This window comes from Xanthobacter pseudotagetidis, from assembly GCF_043194795.2.
GTDB lineage: Bacteria > Pseudomonadota > Alphaproteobacteria > Rhizobiales > Xanthobacteraceae > Xanthobacter > Xanthobacter tagetidis_A.
In genome coordinates this window covers 498,118-518,342 of sequence record NZ_CM195534.1, presented here as the reverse complement: position 1 = coordinate 518,342, position 20,225 = coordinate 498,118, and the positions used below count along the sequence as shown (strand labels likewise).

Below are 20,225 nucleotides of genomic sequence, written 5' to 3'. Positions count from 1 at the left end.
TTCAGGCCTCCAGCTGGCCCTTGGCGCGAAGGTCCTCGATGATGACCGCGCGCAGCGCGTCGCTCACCTCGGGCCGCACGCCGAACCAGCGCTCGAAGCCGGGCACGCCCTGGTGCAGCAGCATGCCGAGCCCGTCCACCGTGCGCAGCCCGCGCGCCCGCGCAAGCTTCAGCAGCGGCGTGACGAGCGGAACATAGACCACGTCGCTCACCACCGCCTCGTCCCTGAGCGGCGACAGGTCGATAGCCATGGGCTCGGCGCCCTTCATGCCGAGGCTGGTGGTGTTGACGAGGATGTCGGCCGCCGCGAGCGCCGCCGGCACCGCCTCCCAGCCCTTGGGGTGAACCTTGCCGGGAAAGGGCTTCGCCACCTCCTCGGCCCGCGCCAGCGTGCGGTTCACCAGCAGCACCCGCTCGAAGCCGCGCTCCACGAGGCCGCGCACCACGGCGCGCGAGGCGCCTCCCGCGCCGAGCACCAAAGCCAGCCGCCGCGCGCCCTCCCAGCCGGGCACGGTGGCGTCGAGATTGGCGAGGAAGCCGTAGCCGTCGGTATTGGCGCCGCAGAGCCGGCCGTCCTCCAGCCACAGGGTGTTCGCCGCCCCGAGGGCGACGGCGGAGGGGTCCGCCTCGTCGAGCACCGAGAAGGCGATCTCCTTGTTCGGCGCCGTGACGTTGCAGCCGGCATAGCCGCGCGCGGCGAGCGAGCGGTAGAAATCGGCGGCGGTGTCGGGCGGCACCTCCTCGCGGCCATAGAAGCCGTCGATGCCGTGCTCCTTCAGCCAGAAGCCGTGCAGCAGCGGCGAGCGGGAATAGCTGACCGGCTGGCCGGTGATGCAGACCCTGATGGTCATCGTCCGATCCTCATCCCGCGCTCACGGCAGAAGCCCCTGCTCGCGGAAGAAAGCGAGCAGCTGGAGCAGCGGCAGCCCCAGGATGGTGAAGTGGTCGCCGTCCACGCGGGTGAACAGATGCACGCCCACCGATTCCAGCTGGTAGGCACCGACCGATGTGAGCACCCGCTGGCCGGCGGCGGACAGATAAGTGTCGAGCGTGTCGTCCGAAAGCGTCCGCATGGTGAGGAAGGCGCTCACCACCGCGTCGAACACGATCGCGCCGTCGAACGCCACCGCCACCGCCGAGTGCAGCGCGTGGGTGTGGCCCGACAGGCGCTTGAGCTGATCGCGGGCGGCCTCGACGGTGCGTGGCTTGTGGAAGATCTCCGGCCCCAGCGCCAGCGTCTGGTCGGCGCCGACGACGATGCGGCCGGGCGCCGCCTTGGCCCCGCCGAGCGCCTTGGCCCGCGCGAGCAGCAATGCCACCTGGGCCGGCTCGATGTCTCCCGCCTCCGCTTCGACCGCGCGCTCGTCCACGTCGGCGGCCACCGTCTCCACCGGCAGGCCGGCATGGACCAGGAGGGTGAGCCGCGTCGCGCTTTTCGACGCCAGGATCAGCGGCTGCTCGCCGCGCCATAAGGTCATGGGAAATCAGGTCTCCGCGATGGCGCGGCGCCGTCGCTCCGCAAGCAAGGCGACGATGGTGGCGGCGGTCTCCTCGATGGAGCGCCGCGTCACGTCGATCAGCGGCCAGCCGTTGCGGGCGCACAGGCGGCGCGAGAAATTGATCTCCTCCGACACCGCCTCGCGGTCGGTGTAGGAGGTGCTGCTGCTGCCGGCATTGAGGCCGAGCAGCCGGTTCTGGCGGATCTCGACGATGCGCTCGGCGCTGGCGACGAGGCCCACCACCAGGGGCGCCTTCAGGCTCTCGATGTTGCTGGGCAGCGGCACGTTCGGCACCAGCGGGATGTTGGCGGTCTTGATGCCCCGGTTGGCGAGATAGATGGAGGTCGGCGTCTTCGAAGTGCGCGAGACCCCCAGCAGCACCACGTCCGCCGCCTCCAGGTCCTCGGTCATGTGGCCGTCGTCGTGCATCACCGTGAAGTTCAGCGCGTCGATGCGCTTGAAATAGCTGGCGTCGAGCGAATGCTGGCCGCCGATGCGCGGCGTCGGCTCGCCGCCGAGATAGGACTGGAACAGCTGCACCACCGGCGCCAGAACCGACATGAACGGCACGCCGAGCTCGCGGCAGCGGCTCTTGAGGCGCTCGCGAATCTCCTTGTCCACCAGCGTGTAGAGCACGATGCCGGGATTGCTCTCGATCTCGGACAGCACCCGCTCCAGCTGCTTCATGGAACGCACCAGGGGGTAGACGTGTTCTATGGGCAGCACGTTGGCATATTGCGCGCAGGCGGCGCGGCCCACATTGATCAGCGTCTCGCCGGTGGCGTCGGACACCAGATGCAGGTGAAAGTAGCTCTCGCTGGGCGATTTCAATGCGCTCACGCTTGTCCACCGGTCCTGTGAAAGCCTGTTGAGAAGCCATGCCCGCTTGCGCCCGCGAAGGCAAGTGCGTGGAGAACGGGCATCGCCATCCACAATCGGACCCGAAAGGACAGCTCCGGAGCGGGACCTGTGGGCGGATGTGGACGCCGTTCGGATGGTGGGCGTTAACCCTTCATTAACCGGTGCTTCGCCGGCTTCGCACATGCACCAAGTCGGGGTGCGATCCCATGTCGGCCTGTGGATCGGTTGTCGACGGCCCTGCGAATGGTTAATCAACCCCTAAGACTCCAAAGACTCTCTTTTAAAAATAGACTCTCATTTTTGAAGGGATGGGGATGACCCTGCCGCGCGCCACGCAATCGCGCTTCCTGAAAGTGCTGGGCGGCGAGCCGCTCGATCCGCCGCCGTTCTGGATGATGCGCCAGGCCGGGCGCTATCTGCCGGAATACCGGGAGGTTCGGGCCAATGCCGGCGGCTTTCTGGACCTGTGCTACACGCCGAAGCTCGCCGCCGAGGTGACGCTGCAGCCGATCCGGCGCTTCGGCTTCGATGCCGCGATCATCTTCTCCGATATCCTCGTGGTCCCGCACGCGCTCGGCATCGACCTCACCTTCGAGGCCGGCGAGGGCCCGCGCCTCGCCCCGGTGAGCGATGCCGCCGGCGTCGCGGCGCTGGCGCCCGTGCTCGACCGCGCCAAGGTCGAGCCGGTCTATGAGGCGATCGCGCTGACACGGGCGGCGCTGCCGCACGAGACGGCGCTGATCGGCTTCTGCGGCGCGCCCTGGACGGTCGCCACCTACATGGTGGCGGGCCGCGGCACCGACGACCAGGCGCCTGCCCGGCTGCTGGCGCTGCGCGAGGAGGCCCTGTTCCAGCAGCTCATCGACCGGCTGGTGGACGCCTCCATCGCCCATCTGTGCGCGCAGATCGAGGCCGGCGCCGACGCGGTGCAGATCTTCGACACCTGGTCGGGCGTGCTCGATCCGGTCTCGTTCGAGCGCTGGTGCGCACGGCCCATGGCGCGCATCGCCGAGGCGCTGGCGGGCCGCTATCCAAGCGTGCCGGTGATCGCCTTCCCGAAGGGCGCGAACCTCGAGGCGCTGGAGCGCATGGCCGACACCGGCATCGCCGCCATCGGCCTCGACTGGACCGCCGACCGGCGCTCCACCCGCGCCCGCCTGTCCGACACCGTGGCGCTCCAGGGCAATCTCGATCCGCTGCGGCTGATCGCCGGCGGCGCCGCGCTGGAGGAGGAGATCGCCCGCATCCGCAGCGATTTCCTGGGCGTGCGCCACATCTTCAACCTGGGCCACGGCATCCGCCCCGAAACCCCGGTCGAGCATGTGGAAAAGCTGGTGGAAGGCGTGCGCCGCGCGCTGTGAGAACGAGGCCTTCCAAAGGCCTTCCGTGCGCCTGTGACTTGCGGGGACAGGGATGCTCTACGACTGGATCAAGGCGCTGCACGTCATCGCCGTCATCTCCTGGATGGCGGGGATGCTCTATCTGCCGCGCCTGATGGTCTATCACTGCGCCGCCGAGACGGGCTCGGCGCAGTCGGCGACCTTCAAGGTGATGGAGCGCCGGCTGCTGAAGGCCATCATCAACCCGGCCATGGCGGTCACCTGGCTCGCCGGCCTGTGGCTCGCCTACGAGGGCGGGTGGTACATGGCGCCCTGGTTCCACGCCAAGTTCGCGCTGGTGCTCGCCATGTCGGCCATGCACGGCTTCCTGTCGCGCTGGGTGCGGGACTTCGCCCAGGACCGCAACACGCGGCCGCAGCGTTTCTTCCGCATCGCCAACGAGGTGCCGACCGTGCTCATGATCGGTATCGTGATCCTGGTGGTGGTCAAACCGTTTTGATGTCGCATGCGACGCTAGAGCACGCGCCGATCAGCTCGCACCGCCAGGGGACCGGATAACGCGTTCTTCCTCATCGCGTTAGGGGGAGATTCCCCCGCCGGGCGGATTGAGTTTGATCGGATCGCCCTTTAGGAGGGCTTGCGCGGCGGAATTGAGCCCCCTATCTTCGCGCTGCTTTCCTCAACGCAGGCAAACGCGCCTCCTCAAGCTTCGATCCCGTCATGGGGCCGGCTGGCGCGTCAGGTGAAAGCTCCCGCCCGGCTCTCCCTGAAGACCTGCGATCCCCCGTCCATCCAGACACGCCGGCCGCGATCAATCCCCGATCGGGCCGGGAAATCTCAAGACATATCGAGGCTTTCCCATATGCGGGAAGTGAAACTTCAAGACCTCAAGTCCAAGACCCCGGTCGAGCTGCTCGCCTTCGCCGAGGAGAACGAGGTGGAGAACGCCAGCACCCTGCGCAAGCAGGAGCTGATGTTCGCGATCCTCAAGCAGCTCGCCGCCACCGAGACCGAGATCATCGGCGAAGGCGTGGTGGAGGTGCTCCAGGACGGCTTCGGCTTCCTGCGCTCCCCCGAGGCCAATTATCTGCCCGGTCCGGACGACATCTACGTCTCCCCCTCCCAGATCCGCCGCTTCGGGCTTCGCACCGGCGACACGGTCGAGGGCCAGATCCGCTCCCCCAAGGAGGGCGAGCGCTATTTCGCGCTGCTCAAGGTCAACACGATCAATTTCGAGGACCCCGAGAAGGCGCGCCACAAGATCAACTTCGACAACCTGACGCCGCTCTATCCGGACGAGCGCCTGAGGCTCGAGCACGACGAGCCCACGGGGACGAAGAAGGACTTCTCGCCGCGAATCATCGACATCGTGGCGCCCATCGGCAAGGGCCAGCGCGGGCTCATCGTCGCCCCGCCCCGCACCGGCAAGACGGTGCTGCTGCAGAACATCGCCAAGTCCATCACCGCCAACCACCCGGAGTGCTTCCTGATCGTGCTGCTCATCGACGAGCGGCCGGAGGAAGTCACTGACATGCAGCGCTCGGTGAAGGGCGAGGTGGTCTCCTCCACCTTCGACGAGCCGGCCTCGCGCCACGTCCAGGTGGCCGAGATGGTGATCGAGAAGGCCAAGCGCCTGGTCGAGCACGGCCGCGACGTGGTGATCCTGCTGGATTCCATCACCCGCCTGGGCCGCGCCTACAACACCGTCGTGCCGTCCTCCGGCAAGGTGCTCACCGGCGGCGTGGACGCCAACGCGCTCCAGCGCCCCAAGCGCTTCTTCGGCGCGGCGCGCAACATCGAGGAAGGCGGCTCGCTGACCATCATCGCCACGGCGCTGATCGAGACCGGCTCGCGCATGGACGAGGTGATCTTCGAGGAGTTCAAGGGCACCGGCAATTCCGAGGTCATCCTCGACCGCAAGGTGTCCGACAAGCGCGTGTTCCCGGCCATCGACATCACCCGCTCCGGCACCCGCAAGGAGGAGCTGCTGGTCCCGGCCGACACGCTCAAGAAGATGTACGTCCTGCGCCGCATCCTCAATCCCATGGGCACGGTGGATGCCATCGAGTTCCTGCTGGACAAGCTGCGGCAGACCAAGACCAACCAGGACTTCTTCGATTCCATGAACACCTGAGGCGGGCGGGTCGGCCCTGCCCCGGCCCGACGCGGCTCCCTCTCCCTCAGGGAGAGGGCCGGCCTTTCGCCCCGTCGTGCTCCGGCTTGACCGGAGCACCCATGGATCTCCAATCCTCTGCCCGCCCGCGGATGGGCCCTCCGGTCAAGCCGGAGGGCGACGGCCGCATGCGGCTATCCCGGCGTCCCCGCCCCTCGCCCAACCCTCTCCCCGCCGCGGAGAGGGCTTTCCCGGCGCGGGGTCCGTTTGCCGGGACAAAGCCGCAACATCCCGCGCGCAGCGATTCGCTCCCGTTCCGTTCCATCGCCGTTCGCGCGGCGCCCGGGACCCGTGTCAATCCGGGACAATTGCGTAGGGGCGGCCTTTCCGCAGGCGGGTCGAGCGCCTATCTTCAGGGATGAAGAGCGGCGATGGCCGCACCCCTCGATTCCAGGACGTTCGCCATGTTCATCCAGACCGAAGCGACGCCGAACCCGGCGACCCTGAAGTTCCTGCCCGGCCGTTCCGTGCTGGGTCAGGGGACGCTGGAGGTGCGCTCGCCCGACGATGCCGCCCGCTCGCCGCTGGCCCAGCGCCTGTTCGAGGTGGACGGCGTCTCCGGCGTGTTCCTGGGCTCGGACTTCGTCACCGTCACCAAGGCGAAGGGCGAATGGCCGCACATGAAGCCGGCCATCCTCGGCGCCATCATGGAGCACTTCCTCTCCGGCGCCCCCGTGGTGGCGGACGGCGTCGCGGCGACGCACGAGGACGGCGACGAGTTCTTCGCCGCGGACGACGCCGAGATCGTCTCCACCATCAAGGAGCTGCTGGAGACCCGCGTGCGGCCGGCGGTGGCCAATGACGGCGGCGACATCACCTTCCGCGGCTTCAAGGAGGGCGTGGTGTTCCTCAACATGAAGGGCTCCTGCTCCGGCTGCCCCTCCTCCACGGCGACGCTGAAGAACGGCATCGAGAACCTGCTGCGGCACTTCGTGCCCGAGGTCGTGGAGGTGCGCCCGGTCTGAGCGGTTCGCCGCCTGCGCGCACCGGGGCTTGCCCGCGCGCATTAACCTTGAGAAAGGGTAAGCACCGGCCAACCCCTTCCGTCGGCGCCGTTTCCGGTCAATCGTGAGGGGCGATCAAGGGCGCCCCTTAATGCTTGTGCTTGCCATCGATACCGCGCTCGCCGCCTGTTCCGTGGCGGTGCTCGACGCCGACACCGACACGGTGGTCGCCGGCGACAGCGTGCTCATGGAGCGCGGCCATGCCGAGGCGCTGATCCCCATGGTGGAGCGCGTGATGGCTTCCGCCGGGCTCGACTTCGAGCATATCGACCGGTTCGCCGTCACCGTCGGGCCGGGCAGCTTCACCGGCCTGCGCGTCGGCATCTCGGCGGCGCGCGGCTTCGGCCTCGCCTGCGACCGGCCGGTGGCGGGCATCACCACGCTCGCCGCGCTCGCCGCCCCGTTCCTCGCCACCGACGACACCCTGCCGGTGGTGGCGGCCATCGACGCCCGGCACGGCAACGTCTTCCTGCAGATGTTCGGCGCCAGCGGACGCACCCTCATCGCCCCGCGCGCCACCACCGTGCGCGACGCGGCGCGGGCGGTGGCGATCGGCCCGGCGCGGCTCGTCGGCTCCGGCGCCGCCCTCATCGCCGACGCCTGGCCCCCCGGGGAGCAGCCTCCCGTCTCCGTGGATTTCGCCGCCGCCCCCGACATCGCCTGGGTGGCGCGCCTCGGCGCGGTCGCCGATCCCGCCGTGGCCGAGCCGCGGCCCTTCTATCTGCGCCCGCCCGACGCCAAGCCGCAGGACAAAGCGCGCATCGCCCGCCGATGAGGAGCCTGATCGAACGGCTGTTCCCGCCGCGCCCGCCGGCGGTGCGGGAGGCGGTCGCCGCCGATGCCGGCGCGCTGGCGCAGATCCATGCCCGCGCCTTCCGCCACGGCTGGGACAGCGCGGAGTTCGAGCGCCTGATCGCCGAGCGCGCCGTGCGCGCGCACGTGGTGAGCGAGGGACCGCGCGGCGCGCCCATGGGCTTCGTGGTCTCCCACGTGGTGGCGCCGGAGGCGGAGATCCTCTCCGTCGCCGTGCGCACCGACCGCCGCGGGCGCGGCCTCGGCGGCGCGCTGCTGCGCCGCCACCTGGCGCGTCTCGCGGCGGAGGGCGTCACCACCTCCTTCCTCGAGGTGGAGGAAGGCAACGCCGCCGCGCTCGCGCTCTATGGCCGCCTCGGCTATGTCCAGGTGGGGCGCCGCAAGGGTTATTATTCCGGCGCCGGCGCCGATGCGCTGCTGCTGCGCCTGGATTTCTGAGCCGGCCGGCCCGCGCCCCGCTTTCCCCCGCCCCTTGCGGCGGGTGCGGGGGAAAGCGATAAGGCGGTCTGTCGCCGGCATGCGGAGGTGCCGCCCTTGAATGACAAGATCAGCGTGATCGAGGAGGCCTGCCTCGCCAAGGGCATGCGCATGACCGAGCAGCGCCGGGTGATCGCCCGCGTGCTCTCGGGCGCGGCCGACCATCCCGACGTCGAGGAGCTGTACCGCCGCGCCGCGGCCATCGACGACAAGATTTCCATCTCCACCGTCTACCGCACCGTGAAGATGCTGGAGGACGCCGGCATCATCGAGCGCCACGACTTCGGCGACGGCCGCGCCCGCTACGAGCAGATGCCCGACGAGCACCACGACCACCTCATCGACCTGCGCTCCGGCCGGGTGATCGAGTTCCGCTCGGAGGAGATCGAGCGCCTGCAGGAGGAGATGGCGCGCCGGCTCGGCTTCAAGCTGGTGGGTCACCGCCTGGAGCTCTATGCCGTGCCCCTGGACGAGGAGTGAGCGGGCGCCCGCGCCTCCTCTTCATGCCGCGCCACACCTTGCTGCCTCCCCGGACACCCCGATGACCGAGAGCGCTCCCGATCCGCATGCGCCGGCCCAGCCGGCGGAAGCTCTCGCGCTGGGCCCCGACAGCCCGGCGCTGGCGCGCTGGCTCACGCGCCTGCGCATCGGCCTGATCCTCGCCGTGGTGCTGATGGTGACGGCGGTCGGGCTTCCCATCCAGTGGGCGGCGCTGAGATTGGGGCTGCCGCTGCGCCGGCATATCCCGGTGCTCTACCACCGCATCCTGCTGCGCCTGATCGGCGTGCGGGTGCGCCTGATCGGCGCGCCGGCGGCGGACAGGCCGCTGCTGCTGCTCTCCAACCACGCCTCCTGGCTCGACATCCCCGTGGTGGGCTCGCTGACGCCGCTGTTCTTCGTGGCGAAGAGCGAGGTGGCGGGCTGGCCGGTGGTGGGCCTGCTGGCCAGGTTCCAGCGCACCGTGTTCGTCGACCGCCAGCGCCGGCAGGCGACCGGCAGCGTCAACCGCGAGATCGCCGAGCGCCTGCACGAGGGCGACCCGGTGGTGCTGTTCGCAGAGGGCACCTCCTCCGACGGCAACCGCGTGCTGCCGTTCCGCACCGCGCTGGTGGGGGCGGTGCGCGAGGCGGTGGCGGCGGCCGAGGCGGTCGCCGTTCAGCCCATGGCGATCGCCTATGTGCGGCTCCAGGGCCTGCCCATGGGGCGCCAGCACCGGCCGGCGGCGGCCTGGTTCGGCGACATGGAGCTCGCCCCCCACCTGCTCGACGTGCTGCGCCACGGCGCCATCGACGTGGAGGTGAGCTTCGGCGTGCCGCTGGTGCTCGACGCCGCCCACGACCGCAAGCAGGTCACCCGCGATGCCGAGCAAGCGGTGCGCGCGCTCCGCGCCGCCGGCCTCGCGGGGCGCGGCGGCTAGACCGGGCCCGGCCCTCGGCATTGTTCCGCCGCCGCCGCGCGGCTCCCCTCCCCCTTGTGGGGAGGGGTGAGGGGGCGGGGGGTCGCGCCGCCGTGCGGCTTCTGAGGCGCTCTATCTCCGGACACCCCCACCCCTGCCCCTCCCCGCAAGGGGGAGGGATGGCCGAGCGGGGAGCGCCGGGATGCGCCCGGCGGCTCGCCGGTGGGAAGGGCCGGCCTTGCCTCCGGCCGCCCGCTCGGGCAAGACCGGGTCATGACGACCCTCGCCGCCCTCGGCTTCGGCTATTGCGCGCGCCACCTGGTGGCGCTCCATCCTGGCGCCTTCTCCCGTGTGATCGGCACCGCCCGCACGCCCGACAAGGCCGGCGCCATGCCGCCGGGCGTGGAGGGCTTCGTGTTCGACGGGCAGGCGCTTTCGCCGGAATTGGCCGCGGCGCTGGGGCAGGCCGATGTGCTCGTCGCCTCCGCCCCGCCGGACGAGGCCGGCGACCCGGTGCTGCGCGCGGCCGGGCCGGCGCTCGCGGCGGGACGCCTGTCGCAGGTGGTCTATCTCACCACGCTCGGCGTCTATGGAAACCATGACGGCGCCTGGGTGGACGAGGCGACCGCGCCGCGCCCCGACAGCCCGCGCCTGGTGCGCCGGCTGGAGGCGGAGGCGGCCTGGTTCGATTTCGGCAAGCGGGCCGGCATCCCGGTGGCGGCGCTCAGGCTCGCCGGCATCTACGGCCCCGGCCGCAACGCGCTGGCGCAGGTGCGGGCCGGCGAGGCGCGGGCGATCGACAAGCCGGGCCAGGTGTTCAACCGCATCCATGTGGACGACATCGCCAGCGCCGTCCTCGCGGTGGTGGAGCGGCGCTTCTCGGGCGTGCTCAACGTCACCGACGACGCGCCCGCCGCCTCCAGCGCCCCCATCCTCCACGCCGCGGCGCTGCTGGGCCTGCCGGCGCCGGATCTGGTGCCGTTCGCCGAAGCGGCCAAGGCCATGAGCCCCATGGCGCTGAGCTTCTGGGACAACAACAAGCGCGTCTCCAACGCGAGGCTCCGGGGCGAGCTCGGCGTGGCGCTGGCCCATCCGACCTATCGCGAGGGGCTCGCCGCGCTGCTGGCGGCCGGCGAGGGCGCGGCCTGAGCCGGGAGCGCCTCACCGCGAAGCCGGGGAATGGCGGCGGGGCGCGGAAGCGGGCCTGTCCTACCGCCGCACGAAGGTGAGGTAGGTGGGCGTGCGCCCTTCCGCGCGCGCCTTCTGCTCGTAGCGGGTGCCGCTCCAGTGGGGATAGGGCTCGATCCAGTCCGCCGCCGTGCGCGCGCTCCAGCGGAAGGCGCCATGGCGGCGCACCTGGGCCAGCGTCCAGCCGACGTAATGCGGCACGTCGGAGGCGAAGCGGAACTCGGCGCCCGGCGCCAGGGCGCGGGCGATGAGACCGAGATTGTCCGGATTGACGAACCGCCGCTTCCAGTGCCGCCGCTTGGGCCACGGGTCGGGATAGAACAGGTCCACCCCGGCAAGGCTGCCCGCCGGCAGGCGCGCCAGGACCAGCGCCGCGTCGACGTCGATGACGCGGACATTGCGGAGTCCCGCCTGGTCCAGGTCCACCAGCATGCGCGCCATGCCGTTCAGGAACGGCTCGACGCCGATGAAGCCGGCCTCGGGCCGCCGCGCCGCATGGGCGATGAGATGCTCGCCGCCGCCGAAGCCGATCTCGAGCCGGATCTCGTTCGGGCGGTGCGCGAACAGGGCCGCCGGATCGCCCGAGTCTTCAAGTGCGAAGCGGCGTTCCGGCAGCAGCCGGGCGATGGCGTCCTGCTGCTGGCCGCGCAGCGTCTTGCCCACGCGCCGGCCGAAGAAGGCGCTGCGGGGCTCGGCGTCGGTGGTGTGTCGGTCTCGGGTCGGCATGGCTGGTCGGACACGGGGCGTCGGTGGTCGCCGCACGGGACGGCATGGCGGGACGACATAGGAAAAAAGACGGGATTTGTCGTGTCGGTCCCGCCCGCGGCGGCTCCACGGGGCCCTGAAACGACCATGGCCGGGCGATGCCCGGCCATGGTGCGTTCGGATTAAGGGACGCTCAGGCGAGCGCGGTCTTCAGCGCGTCGGCGAGGTCGGTCTTCTCCCAGGAGAAGCCGCCGTCGGCATCGGGCTCGCGGCCGAAATGGCCGTAGGCCGCGGTGCGGGCATAGATCGGCTTGGTGAGGCCGAGATGCTCGCGGATCCCGCGCGGGCGCAGGTTCATGACCTCGCGCAGCGCCTTCTCCACCTTGGCCTCGTCCACCTGGCCGGTGCCGTGCAGGTCCACATAGACCGCCAGCGGGTCGGAGACGCCGATGGCATAAGCGAGCTGGATCGTGGCGCGGTCGGCAAGCCCCGCCGCCACCACGTTCTTGGCGAGGTAGCGCGCGGCATAGGCGGCCGAGCGGTCGACCTTGGTCGGGTCCTTGCCCGAGAAGGCGCCGCCGCCGTGGGGCGCCGCGCCGCCGTAGGTGTCGACGATGATCTTGCGTCCGGTGAGGCCGCAATCGCCGTCCGGACCGCCGATGACGAACTTGCCGGTGGGGTTCACGTGCCAGACCGTGGCGTCGGTGATCCAGCCGGCCGGCAGGGTCTTGCGGATGTAGGGCTCGACCAGGTCCTGCACGTCCTTCGAGGTCATGCTCTCGTCGAGGTGCTGGGTGGAGAGCACGATCTGCGTCACGCCCACGGGCTTGCCGCCCTCATACTGGACGGTGACCTGGCTCTTGGCGTCGGGGCCGAGCTGCTTGGCGGCGCCGGAATGCCGGGCCTCCGCGAGGTCCTTGAGGATCTTGTGGGCGTAGAAGATGGGGGCCGGCATCAGCGAAGGGGTCTCGCGCACGGCGTAGCCGAACATGATGCCCTGGTCGCCGGCGCCCTCGTCCTTGTTGCCGGCGATGTCGACGCCCTGGGCGATGTCGGCGGACTGGCCGTGCAGCAGCACCTCCACGTCCGACTTCTCCCAGTGGAAGCCTTCCTGCTCGTAGCCGATGTCCTTCACCGCCTTGCGGGCGACCTCGACGATCGCGTCCTCGGTGATGGAGGAGGGGCCGCGGGTCTCGCCGGCGATCACCACGCGGTTGGTGGTGGCGAGGGTCTCGCAGGCGACGCGCACCTGGGAGATGTCCATGCCTTCCTTCAGCGCGGTGTCGAAGAACAGGTCCACCACCTCGTCGGAGATGCGGTCGCAGACCTTGTCGGGGTGGCCTTCGGAAACCGATTCGCTGGTGAACAGGTAGTTTTGGCGTGCCATGTCGTGACCCCAATTGCGCCCGCGCCGCGAGGCGATGCCGCCGTTTTCGCAGCGCGGGATTGACCGGTCAAGATCAAGGCGCGGAATCCGTTCGTCAAAACGAACGGATCAGGCCTCCTGCTCTCCGGCGATGGCGGTGACGAGGTCGACGATCTTGCGCCGCACCTTGGCATCCGAGATGCGCATGAAGTTGCGCGTCAGCGCGAGCCCGTCCGAGGTGGCGAGGAAGTCGGCGACGTAGGCCGGAGAATGACTTTCCGTCACGCCGTCGACTTCCGGTCCGACCGACGGCGCGCCTTCGAAGAAGAAAGCGACGGGCACGCCCAGCACAGTCGAAATCTGCTGAAGACGACTGGCCCCGATGCGGTTCGTACCTTTCTCGTATTTCTGGATCTGCTGAAAGGTGATGCCGAGGTGTTCGCCCAGCTTCTCCTGGCTCATCTGAACCATCATGCGGCGCATGCGCACGCGCGCGCCCACATGCTTGTCGATAGGATTAGGCGCCTTCTTGGCCATGGTCTCCCCGGCTACGTCGGAAAAGAGAATACGCACTACTTCGCATCGCGAAGGCTGCCCTGATTGGTGGCGAACATAGGCACACAACGTGCGAGCGTCGATCAACTTCTGCGTGCAAACCGGGGTTGCGATAGAATTTGCGACGCGACAAATCCAGATAAAATGAGACAAATCAGGATCAGCCCGCCGGCTGTGGCGGCGGCGGGAACCGTTTTCAAAGGCTGAGGAAGCCATCCGTCCACCAGCGTCTCCTCTCCCAATTGGGAGCCTGCGACGATACGTCCCAGTGGATCGACGATGGCGGAGAGGCCGGTGTTCGCCGCGCGCACCAGCGGCAGGCCCTCCTCGACCGCCCGCAGACGCGCCTGTGCGAAGTGCTGGTAGGGGCCGGGAGTACTTCCGAACCACGCGTCGTTGGTCACGTTGAGCAGGAGTCCCGGCCGTGGACCGGGCGGAATCACCTTTCCCGGAAAGATAATTTCATAGCAGACCAGGGGCGCGGCCAGCGGCAGGCCAGGCACCGAGAGCGTGCTCAGGACCGCACCTGAAGAAAATCCACCGCGTACACGGGTAAGTTGTTCCAGGCCCAGTTCTTCGAGAGCTGCCTGAAACGGCAAGTATTCACCGAACGGCACCAGATGGACCTTGTCGGTGCTCGCCAGAACCTGCCCTTCGTGGTCGATCACCCGGATGGCATTGAAGAAGGGCGAGACCTGTCCCTTCGGCGGGGTGTCGTATCGCACCGCGCCGGTGACGAGGGTGACGTTCGCCGGCAGCGCGGCGGCGATCGCCTCCGCCGCCCAGGGCTCGCGCTCGTAGATGAAGGGGAAGGCCGATTCCGGCCAGACCAGGACGGTGACGTCCTTCAGGCCCTGCGGATAGGAGGCCGAAGGCTGGGCGCTCAAGGCGAGGTAACGGGCGAGGATGTCCTTGCTGCGCCCGTAGGCGAACTTCGCGTCCTGCGCCAGGTTCGGCTGCATGATGCGAAGGCGCACCCCGTCCACCGGCACCGCGGGATGAGTGGCGAGGCGCGCTTCGCCCCACAGGGCGGCCGCGACCAGGATCAGCGCCGCGCCGCCGGCCAGGGCGAGCGCCGCCCGGCGCGGCCTGAGCAGCAGCACCGGCGCGGAGAACAAGAGCAGCGCGAAGAAGGTGAGGCCGTAGACCCCGACCAGCGCCGCGCTCTGCATCAGCGCCGGGTCCTGCGCCACGGCATAGCCGAAGGTGTTCCAGGGAAATCCCGTAAGCACGTGGCCGCGCAGCCATTCGCTCGTGGTGAAGCCGGCCGCCAGGGCGAACACCCGTCCCGGCCCCCGGCTCCACAGCAGCTGCGCCAGCGCCGCGCCGAGCGCCATGAAGAGCGCGAGCCCCGCCGGCATGGCGATGACCGCGAACGGCAGCAGCCAGCCGAACACGTCCGCCTCCACCAGGAAGGCGGCGCCGATCCACCACAGGGAGGCGAGGAAATAGCCGAAGCCGAACCACCAGCCGACGCTTCCCGCGGCGCGAAGGCGTGACGTCATCCGGCCAGCGCCATGCGCTCCGTCCAGCAGCAGCACCAGCACGGGAAAGCTCACCGCCAGCGCCGGCCAGGCGCCGAGCGGCGGCATGGCCAGCGCCCCGAAGGCGCCCGCAAGGAAAGCCATCGCCAGCCGCGCCCGGCCGTCGGCATGGCGCACGCGCGCGGGAACGGCGAGGAGCGGCAGCAGGCGCTGCGCGAATCCGGGCCCGCGCCTGGCGGGCGCCGATGGCGCGCCGGTCCCCGTCACGCCGGATCAGGCGCCGCGGCGTGCTCGCCCCCATCCGGGCGCGGGGGAATGATGCGCAGCTTCTTCACCCGGCGCGGGTCGGCCTCCAGCACCTCCACCTCGAAGCCGCCGGGCAGCGCGATCACCTCGCCCTCCACCGGCACGCGCGAGGCGATCATCACCAGCAGCCCGCCGAGGCTGTCCACCTCCTCCAGCGCCTCCTCGGACGCGAAGTCGGGCCCGAGCACCTCGACGGCCGCTTCCAGTGGCGTGCGGGCGTCGGCGAGGAAGCTGCCGTCGTCCTGCCGCGTGAGCAGCGTCTCCGGCGCCTCGTCGTGCTCGTCCTCGATCTCGCCGACGATCTCCTCCACCACGTCCTCGATCGAGACGAGGCCGTCCGTGCCGCCGTATTCGTCGATCACGAGGGCAAGATGGGTGCGCGCCGCCTGCATGGACACCAGGAGGTCCACCGCAGGCATGGAAGGCGGCACGTAGAGCAGGCGCCGCACCAGGCCGGCATCCTCCAGGCTGCGGTCGAAATTCACCGCGCCGAGATCCAGCTTGCTGTCGGCCTCGTCCATGACGCCGGCCGCCAGCACCGCCAGAAGGTCGCGGATGTGGACCATGCCCACGGGGTCATCGAGGGTGTCGTCATAGACCACGAGGCGGGAGTGGCCCGCGCTCACGAACACCTTCAGCAGCTCGCCCAGGCTGATGTCCTTGCGCACCGCGACGATCTCGGCGCGCGGCACCATGATGTCGCCGATGCCCACATCCCTCAGGTGCAGGATGTTGCGCAGCATCTTGCGCTCGGAGGCGGTGAACTCGCTTTCCTCCTCGGCGGCCTCCGTCGCTCCGAGCACCTCCTGCAGGTCGGTGCGCAGGGAACCGTGCGGACGGAACGTGCCGAGGAGGGCACGCAATCGATCGAGAAAACTCTGGGGCTCCGCGGAGCTGGTCTCGGTCGGCTGGTCAGTGTTTGACATGGGTCCTTCTTCGCCTTCGAACGTCATCCGTCCTGCGGCAGGCGGTAGGGATCGTCGATCCCGAGGCCTGCGAGGATGCTGCGTTCCAGCGCCTCCATTTCCTCTGCTTCGTCGTCTTCAAGGTGATCATAGCCCATCAGGTGCAGCGTGCCGTGCACCACCAGATGGGCCAGATGATGCGCCGGCGCCTTGGCTTCCGCTTCCGCCTCGGCCTTGAGCGTCTCGAAGGCGACGATGACGTCGCCGAGCGGCTGCGGCGCGTCCACCCCCTCAGGCAGGTCGGCCTGGGGGAAGGAAAGCACGTTGGTGGGCTTGTCCATGCCGCGCCATTCAAGGTTCAGCACCCGGATCGCGGCATCGTCGGTGAGGGTGACGGCAAGCTCGCAGGGGGTGGGAACCTCGTCCCCGCAGGCATCGAGAGCGGCCTGCGCCGCGCGCCGCGCCACCGCCTCGGCATCCGGAACGGCGGACCAGCCGTCCGCCTCCACCAGCACGTCGATGGCGACGGCGGCCTCGTTCCGGGGCGCGGGCAAAGCGGACATGGGCCTCAGGACCCGGGCTTGCCGAGGCGCGCGGCGGCGGCCTCGATCTTCTGCGCGTCCAGCCTCTCGTAGGCGGCGACGATGCGCTGCACCAGCTCGTGGCGCACCACGTCCTCGGCCTTGAAGTGGCAGACGCCGACACCCTCGACGCCATCGAGCAGCCGCACCGCCTCCGCGAGACCCGACACCTGCCCGCCGGGCAGGTCGGTCTGGCTCGGGTCGCCGGTGATGATCATGTGCGAGTTCTCGCCGAGGCGGGTCAGGAACATCTTCATCTGCATGGAGGTGGCGTTCTGCGCCTCGTCCAGGATGATGGCGGCGTTCGACAGCGTGCGCCCGCGCATGAAGGCGAGCGGAGCGATCTCGATCTCGCCCGACTGCAGCGCCCGCTCGACGAACTGGCGGTCCATGAGGTCGTAGAGCGCGTCGTAGATGGGGCGCAGATAGGGGTCGACCTTGTCCTTCATGTCGCCGGGCAGGAAGCCGAGCCGCTCGCCCGCCTCCACCGCCGGGCGCGAGAGGATGAGGCGGTCCACCATGCGCCGCTCCAGCAGGTGGACGGCATAGGCGACCGCGATCCAGGTCTTGCCGGTGCCGGCCGGGCCGGTGCCGAACACCAGCGTGTGGCGCTTCAGGGCGCGGATATAGGCATCCTGCGCGGCGGTGCGGGCGCGGACCGGGCGGCGGCGCAGGTGGATCTCGTCGAAGGACTGGCGCTGGGCGGCGGGGTCGAAGTCGAACAGCGAGCCTTGGGAGACCGCCTCCCTTATGGCGCCGTCGACGTCGCCTTGGGAGATGTCCCGGCCTTTCTTCAGCGCCTCGTAGAGGTGCTCGAGGACCGCCCGCGCCTGCTCGCAGGCCTCGCGCTCGCCCTCCAGAGTGACGTGGTTGCCGCGCGAATCCGCCTTCACGCCGAGCTTGCGCTCGACCAGGGCGAGGTTCCGCCCGTAATGGCCGAACAGCTGGCTGGCCAAGCGGTTATCGTCGAACGCCAGCACCACGTGGGCCGGCGCTTCCGCGTCCGCGCTGGCCCAGGGGGCGGTCACGGCGGCGCGGGCGGGGCCCTGGGGAGGGCCTTGGGGAGGGCGGTCTTGGTCGCTGCCGGATCTGCGCAAGCTCAGGCCTCCATGGCCGCGAGGGGCCGGGACAAGGCGGGGGCCGGCGCGCGGCCGGCGAGGCTGTTGGGGCCGACCTCGGTGATGGTCACCGCGAGGAGGTCGCCGATGGCGGCCGGCGGGTCGGTGACCACCACGCTCTGGAGATAGGGCGAGCGGCCGATGAGCTGGCCCGGATAGCGCCCGCTCTTCTCCAGCAGGATCTCCAAGGTCTTGCCCTGCAACGATTTGTCGAACGCGGCCTTGGAGGCCTCCAGCAGCTTCTGGAGCGCCTTGAGGCGCTCGGACTTCACGTCCTCGGGCACCTGGCTGCCGTGGCCCGCGGCCGGCGTTCCGGGGCGCGGGGAGTATTTGAAGGCGTAGGCGCCGGCGAACCCGACCTCCCGCACGAGCTCCAGGGTGGCCTCGAAATCGGCGTCGCTCTCGCCCGGAAAGCCGACGATGAAGTCGGACGACAACGCCAAATCCCGCCGCGCGGCGCGCAGGTCCCGCACCAGATCCAGGTAGGTTTGGCGGGAATGGCCCCGATTCATCAAGTCCAGCACCTTGTCTGATCCCGACTGCACCGGCAGGTGCAGATAGGGCATCAACTGGGGCAGGTCGCGATGGGCGGCGATCAGGTCCGCCCCCATGTCGCGCGGGTGTGAGGTGGTATACCGCAACCGCGCGAGGCCGTCGATGCCGGCGAGGGCCCCCATCAGCCGGGCGAGGCTCCAGGGGCGCCCGTCCGGACCCTCCCCATGGTAGGCGTTCACGTTCTGGCCGATGAGGGTCAGCTCGCGCACCCCCTGCCCGACGAGCCGCTCCGCCTCGGCGAGGATCTTGCCCGCCGGCCGCGAGACCTCGGCGCCGCGGGTATAGGGCACGACGCAGAAGGTGCAGAACTTGTCGCACCCTTCCTGCACCGTGAGGAAGGCGGCCGGGCCGCGGGCGCGGGTGGCGGCGCGGGAGGGGGCGGGAAGGTGGTCGAACTTGTCCTCGACCGGAAACGCGGTGTCCACCACCCGCTCGCCCTTGCCGGCGGCGCGGAGCAGCTCGGGCAGGCGATGGTAGCTCTGGGGGCCGACCACCAGGTCCACCACCGGGGCGCGGCGCATGATCTCGGCGCCCTCGGCCTGGGCGACGCAGCCGGCGACCGCGACCAGGGTGTCGGCGCCCGCCTCCTGCTTGGCCTTCCTGAGGCGGCCCAGCTCGGAATAGACCTTCTCGGCGGCCTTCTCGCGGATATGGCAGGTGTTGAGGATGACGAGGTCGGCCTCGGCCGGGTCCTGCGTCTCGGTGAAGCCCTCGCGCGCCAGGGTGTCCGCCATACGCTGGGAATCGTAGACGTTCATCTGGCAACCGAAGGACTTCACATAGAGCTTGCGGGGCTGCTGCATCGTGCCGTGTCTGCCGTGGTCATTCTCGCGCCTGGGCGCGACGCGATCATGACGCCGGCTCCCGTCGCTCCCCTTCGTGGTTCAGGAGGGGATATGTTTAATGGCAAACGGGGGGTTTGGGAATGGCGGGGGGTGGCGCATCAGGCGCCGGCGCTCTCCGGAAACCTTCAAGGGCGGCCCAGCCGGCGGCCCCAGGCCGCCAGATCCACCGCCTCGTCCCCGACGACCGCGATCTGCGCGGGCTTCGCGTTCTCCGTGAAGACCACCACATTGCTGGCCGGCCACCGCGCGTTCGGCACCACGATCGCCTCGTACTCGTAGAAGAAGGCGGCCTCGGCGATCTGCTGGAGGCGCGGATATTCCTCGCGCCGCTGGATGTAGGACAGGCGCCCGTAGGCGGCCATGTTGACGCCGAGGGCGGCGAGCCTGTCGCCGGTCAGATCGAGCGTGCGCTCCAGCGCCGCCTCCAGCCGGTGGAGGCGCTTTCTGGGCTTCGAAGGAACCACGGGCTGGCCCTGCGAGGCGTGGAACCAGGCTTCCGCCAGGGCGCCGTCCCGGGCGGTCGAGGTGTAGAGCACGTCGAAGGTGCCGTCGTCCCAGCGGCCGCCCGCGGGGCCGGGGCGCAGCGGATCGTAGCCGTTGGTGACGACCCGCCAGACGCTCCCCGTGAACGGCCGGGCGACCTCGGCTTCGATGGCGTCGAGCAGCGCCTTGGGGCGCACCCGCCGATGGTCGGGCGTCAAAGATAGGCCTCGGCGTCGAGCCGGTCGAGGATGCCGATGACCTCCTCCGCGCCGCCCTCGACGATCACGTCGATGGCCCGCCGCCCCTCCAATTGCGGATGGGGCGCGTAGAGCCAGAGGCGCACCTCCTCGGGCGTGTAGTAATCGTCCAGCCGGCTGACGATGTAGTGCAGCTGCGCCAGCAGAAGCTGCGTGCGGGGGTGGGGCGTGTGCGACCCCGCCTTCCAGCGATGCACCGTGGCCGAGGACACATCCGTGAAGTTGGCGATATCCGTGCCCTTCAGGCCGCCCTGGTCCTGGAGGGATTCGATATAGCGGGCGACGGCGGCGGTCATGTCAGGCGGGCCTTGGCAG

At 69.9% G+C, this 20,225-nt stretch carries 22 protein-coding genes; 9 read left to right on the top strand and 13 right to left on the bottom strand.

Annotation, left to right across the window (positions count from 1 at the left end; all coding sequences use genetic code 11):
- Position 1 precedes the first annotated feature (1 nt).
- The 3 genes from V5F67_RS02380 to V5F67_RS02370 are packed head-to-tail and all read right to left on the bottom strand — an operon-like array spanning position 2 to position 2,329.
- The gene (locus V5F67_RS02380; RefSeq protein ID WP_394021434.1) at positions 2 to 850 is read right to left on the bottom strand and encodes a shikimate dehydrogenase; all 849 of its coding nucleotides are present in this window, start codon (positions 848 to 850) and stop codon (positions 2 to 4) included.
- A gap of 21 nt (positions 851 to 871) precedes the next feature.
- Positions 872 to 1,477, bottom strand: coding sequence for a Maf family protein (locus V5F67_RS02375; protein WP_394021435.1), 606 nt, complete (start codon positions 1,475 to 1,477; stop codon positions 872 to 874).
- Positions 1,478 to 1,483: 6 nt separating this feature from the next.
- A complete protein-coding gene (locus tag V5F67_RS02370; RefSeq protein WP_394021455.1) occupies positions 1,484 to 2,329 on the bottom strand; it encodes a pyruvate, water dikinase regulatory protein in 846 nt (281 codons plus the stop codon).
- 350 nt (positions 2,330 to 2,679) lie between these two features.
- On the opposite strand from V5F67_RS02370, the gene hemE reads away from it, so the two are divergent.
- From hemE to V5F67_RS02325, 9 genes are all read left to right on the top strand, one after another.
- Positions 2,680 to 3,720 (top strand): uroporphyrinogen decarboxylase, encoded by a 1,041-nt coding sequence (gene hemE, locus V5F67_RS02365; RefSeq protein ID WP_394021457.1) that lies wholly within the window; start codon positions 2,680 to 2,682, stop codon positions 3,718 to 3,720.
- A gap of 52 nt (positions 3,721 to 3,772) precedes the next feature.
- Entirely contained in the window at positions 3,773 to 4,198 is a 426-nt protein-coding gene (hemJ, locus tag V5F67_RS02360) for a protoporphyrinogen oxidase HemJ (RefSeq protein ID WP_394021436.1), read from the top strand.
- Between the two features lie 363 nt (positions 4,199 to 4,561).
- A complete protein-coding gene (rho, locus tag V5F67_RS02355) occupies positions 4,562 to 5,833 on the top strand; it encodes a transcription termination factor Rho (RefSeq protein ID WP_394021437.1) in 1,272 nt (423 codons plus the stop codon).
- Between the two features lie 443 nt (positions 5,834 to 6,276).
- On the top strand, positions 6,277 to 6,837 hold the full coding sequence (locus tag V5F67_RS02350) for a NifU family protein (RefSeq protein WP_394021459.1): 561 nt from the start codon (positions 6,277 to 6,279) through the stop codon (positions 6,835 to 6,837).
- Positions 6,838 to 6,967: 130 nt separating this feature from the next.
- A complete protein-coding gene (gene tsaB / locus V5F67_RS02345) occupies positions 6,968 to 7,651 on the top strand; it encodes a tRNA (adenosine(37)-N6)-threonylcarbamoyltransferase complex dimerization subunit type 1 TsaB (RefSeq protein ID WP_394021438.1) in 684 nt (227 codons plus the stop codon).
- Positions 7,648 to 8,127, top strand: a complete 480-nt coding sequence (gene rimI, locus V5F67_RS02340; protein WP_394021439.1) for a ribosomal protein S18-alanine N-acetyltransferase — start codon at positions 7,648 to 7,650, stop codon at positions 8,125 to 8,127. The genes tsaB and rimI overlap by 4 nt, the downstream gene beginning before the upstream one ends.
- A gap of 144 nt (positions 8,128 to 8,271) precedes the next feature.
- Positions 8,272 to 8,646, top strand: a complete 375-nt coding sequence (locus tag V5F67_RS02335) for a Fur family transcriptional regulator (protein WP_394021460.1) — start codon at positions 8,272 to 8,274, stop codon at positions 8,644 to 8,646.
- 61 nt (positions 8,647 to 8,707) lie between these two features.
- Positions 8,708 to 9,583, top strand: a complete 876-nt coding sequence (olsA, locus tag V5F67_RS02330) for a lyso-ornithine lipid O-acyltransferase (protein ID WP_394021440.1) — start codon at positions 8,708 to 8,710, stop codon at positions 9,581 to 9,583.
- A gap of 252 nt (positions 9,584 to 9,835) precedes the next feature.
- Positions 9,836 to 10,711 (top strand): NAD-dependent epimerase/dehydratase family protein, encoded by an 876-nt coding sequence (locus V5F67_RS02325; RefSeq protein ID WP_394021441.1) that lies wholly within the window; start codon positions 9,836 to 9,838, stop codon positions 10,709 to 10,711.
- Positions 10,712 to 10,771: 60 nt separating this feature from the next.
- Here the strand turns inward: V5F67_RS02325 and trmB are convergent, their stop codons facing one another.
- The 10 genes from trmB to V5F67_RS02275 form a co-directional block, all read right to left on the bottom strand.
- Complete coding sequence (gene trmB, locus V5F67_RS02320) at positions 10,772 to 11,476, bottom strand: tRNA (guanine(46)-N(7))-methyltransferase TrmB (protein ID WP_394021442.1); 705 nt, start codon at positions 11,474 to 11,476, stop codon at positions 10,772 to 10,774.
- A gap of 172 nt (positions 11,477 to 11,648) precedes the next feature.
- Positions 11,649 to 12,842: a methionine adenosyltransferase gene (gene metK, locus V5F67_RS02315; protein WP_394021443.1), complete on the bottom strand. Its 1,194-nt coding sequence runs from the start codon at positions 12,840 to 12,842 to the stop codon at positions 11,649 to 11,651.
- A gap of 108 nt (positions 12,843 to 12,950) precedes the next feature.
- Positions 12,951 to 13,358: a helix-turn-helix domain-containing protein gene (locus V5F67_RS02310; RefSeq protein ID WP_394021444.1), complete on the bottom strand. Its 408-nt coding sequence runs from the start codon at positions 13,356 to 13,358 to the stop codon at positions 12,951 to 12,953.
- A 101-nt stretch (positions 13,359 to 13,459) separates the two neighbouring features.
- Positions 13,460 to 15,004, bottom strand: coding sequence for an apolipoprotein N-acyltransferase (lnt, locus tag V5F67_RS02305; protein WP_394021445.1), 1,545 nt, complete (start codon positions 15,002 to 15,004; stop codon positions 13,460 to 13,462).
- A gap of 119 nt (positions 15,005 to 15,123) precedes the next feature.
- Positions 15,124 to 16,092, bottom strand: coding sequence for a hemolysin family protein (locus tag V5F67_RS02300; protein ID WP_394021446.1), 969 nt, complete (start codon positions 16,090 to 16,092; stop codon positions 15,124 to 15,126).
- A gap of 23 nt (positions 16,093 to 16,115) precedes the next feature.
- The gene (gene ybeY, locus V5F67_RS02295) at positions 16,116 to 16,634 is read right to left on the bottom strand and encodes an rRNA maturation RNase YbeY (protein WP_394021447.1); all 519 of its coding nucleotides are present in this window, start codon (positions 16,632 to 16,634) and stop codon (positions 16,116 to 16,118) included.
- 5 nt (positions 16,635 to 16,639) lie between these two features.
- On the bottom strand, positions 16,640 to 17,680 hold the full coding sequence (locus V5F67_RS02290; RefSeq protein ID WP_394021448.1) for a PhoH family protein: 1,041 nt from the start codon (positions 17,678 to 17,680) through the stop codon (positions 16,640 to 16,642).
- Positions 17,681 to 17,751: 71 nt separating this feature from the next.
- The gene (gene miaB, locus V5F67_RS02285) at positions 17,752 to 19,128 is read right to left on the bottom strand and encodes a tRNA (N6-isopentenyl adenosine(37)-C2)-methylthiotransferase MiaB (protein WP_394021449.1); all 1,377 of its coding nucleotides are present in this window, start codon (positions 19,126 to 19,128) and stop codon (positions 17,752 to 17,754) included.
- Between the two features lie 167 nt (positions 19,129 to 19,295).
- Entirely contained in the window at positions 19,296 to 19,871 is a 576-nt protein-coding gene (locus V5F67_RS02280; protein WP_394021450.1) for an RES family NAD+ phosphorylase, read from the bottom strand.
- Complete coding sequence (locus V5F67_RS02275) at positions 19,868 to 20,206, bottom strand: antitoxin Xre/MbcA/ParS toxin-binding domain-containing protein (RefSeq protein ID WP_394021451.1); 339 nt, start codon at positions 20,204 to 20,206, stop codon at positions 19,868 to 19,870. Before V5F67_RS02275 ends, V5F67_RS02280 begins: the two co-directional genes overlap by 4 nt.
- Between the last annotated feature and the right edge of the window lie 19 nt (positions 20,207 to 20,225).

Bases quoted from the DNA above. Each gene is read 5' to 3' on its own strand.
- V5F67_RS02335 (WP_394021460.1), top strand. From the start codon at position 8,272: ATGCGCATGACCGAGCAGCGCCGGGTGATCGCCCGCGTGCTCTCGGGC.
- metK (WP_394021443.1), bottom strand. From the start codon at position 12,842: ATGGCACGCCAAAACTACCTGTTCACCAGCGAATCGGTTTCCGAAGGC.
- V5F67_RS02325 (WP_394021441.1), top strand. From the start codon at position 9,836: ATGACGACCCTCGCCGCCCTCGGCTTCGGCTATTGCGCGCGCCACCTG.
- V5F67_RS02350 (WP_394021459.1), top strand. From the start codon at position 6,277: ATGTTCATCCAGACCGAAGCGACGCCGAACCCGGCGACCCTGAAGTTC.
- V5F67_RS02375 (WP_394021435.1), bottom strand. From the start codon at position 1,477: ATGACCTTATGGCGCGGCGAGCAGCCGCTGATCCTGGCGTCGAAAAGC.
- ybeY (WP_394021447.1), bottom strand. From the start codon at position 16,634: ATGTCCGCTTTGCCCGCGCCCCGGAACGAGGCCGCCGTCGCCATCGAC.
- V5F67_RS02380 (WP_394021434.1), bottom strand. From the start codon at position 850: ATGACCATCAGGGTCTGCATCACCGGCCAGCCGGTCAGCTATTCCCGC.
- tsaB (WP_394021438.1), top strand. From the start codon at position 6,968: ATGCTTGTGCTTGCCATCGATACCGCGCTCGCCGCCTGTTCCGTGGCG.
- V5F67_RS02275 (WP_394021451.1), bottom strand. From the start codon at position 20,206: ATGACCGCCGCCGTCGCCCGCTATATCGAATCCCTCCAGGACCAGGGC.
- rimI (WP_394021439.1), top strand. From the start codon at position 7,648: ATGAGGAGCCTGATCGAACGGCTGTTCCCGCCGCGCCCGCCGGCGGTG.
- trmB (WP_394021442.1), bottom strand. From the start codon at position 11,476: ATGCCGACCCGAGACCGACACACCACCGACGCCGAGCCCCGCAGCGCC.
- rho (WP_394021437.1), top strand. From the start codon at position 4,562: ATGCGGGAAGTGAAACTTCAAGACCTCAAGTCCAAGACCCCGGTCGAG.
- lnt (WP_394021445.1), bottom strand. From the start codon at position 15,004: ATGGCTTTCCTTGCGGGCGCCTTCGGGGCGCTGGCCATGCCGCCGCTC.
- V5F67_RS02300 (WP_394021446.1), bottom strand. From the start codon at position 16,092: ATGTCAAACACTGACCAGCCGACCGAGACCAGCTCCGCGGAGCCCCAG.
- V5F67_RS02310 (WP_394021444.1), bottom strand. From the start codon at position 13,358: ATGGCCAAGAAGGCGCCTAATCCTATCGACAAGCATGTGGGCGCGCGC.
- miaB (WP_394021449.1), bottom strand. From the start codon at position 19,128: ATGCAGCAGCCCCGCAAGCTCTATGTGAAGTCCTTCGGTTGCCAGATG.
- hemJ (WP_394021436.1), top strand. From the start codon at position 3,773: ATGCTCTACGACTGGATCAAGGCGCTGCACGTCATCGCCGTCATCTCC.
- olsA (WP_394021440.1), top strand. From the start codon at position 8,708: ATGACCGAGAGCGCTCCCGATCCGCATGCGCCGGCCCAGCCGGCGGAA.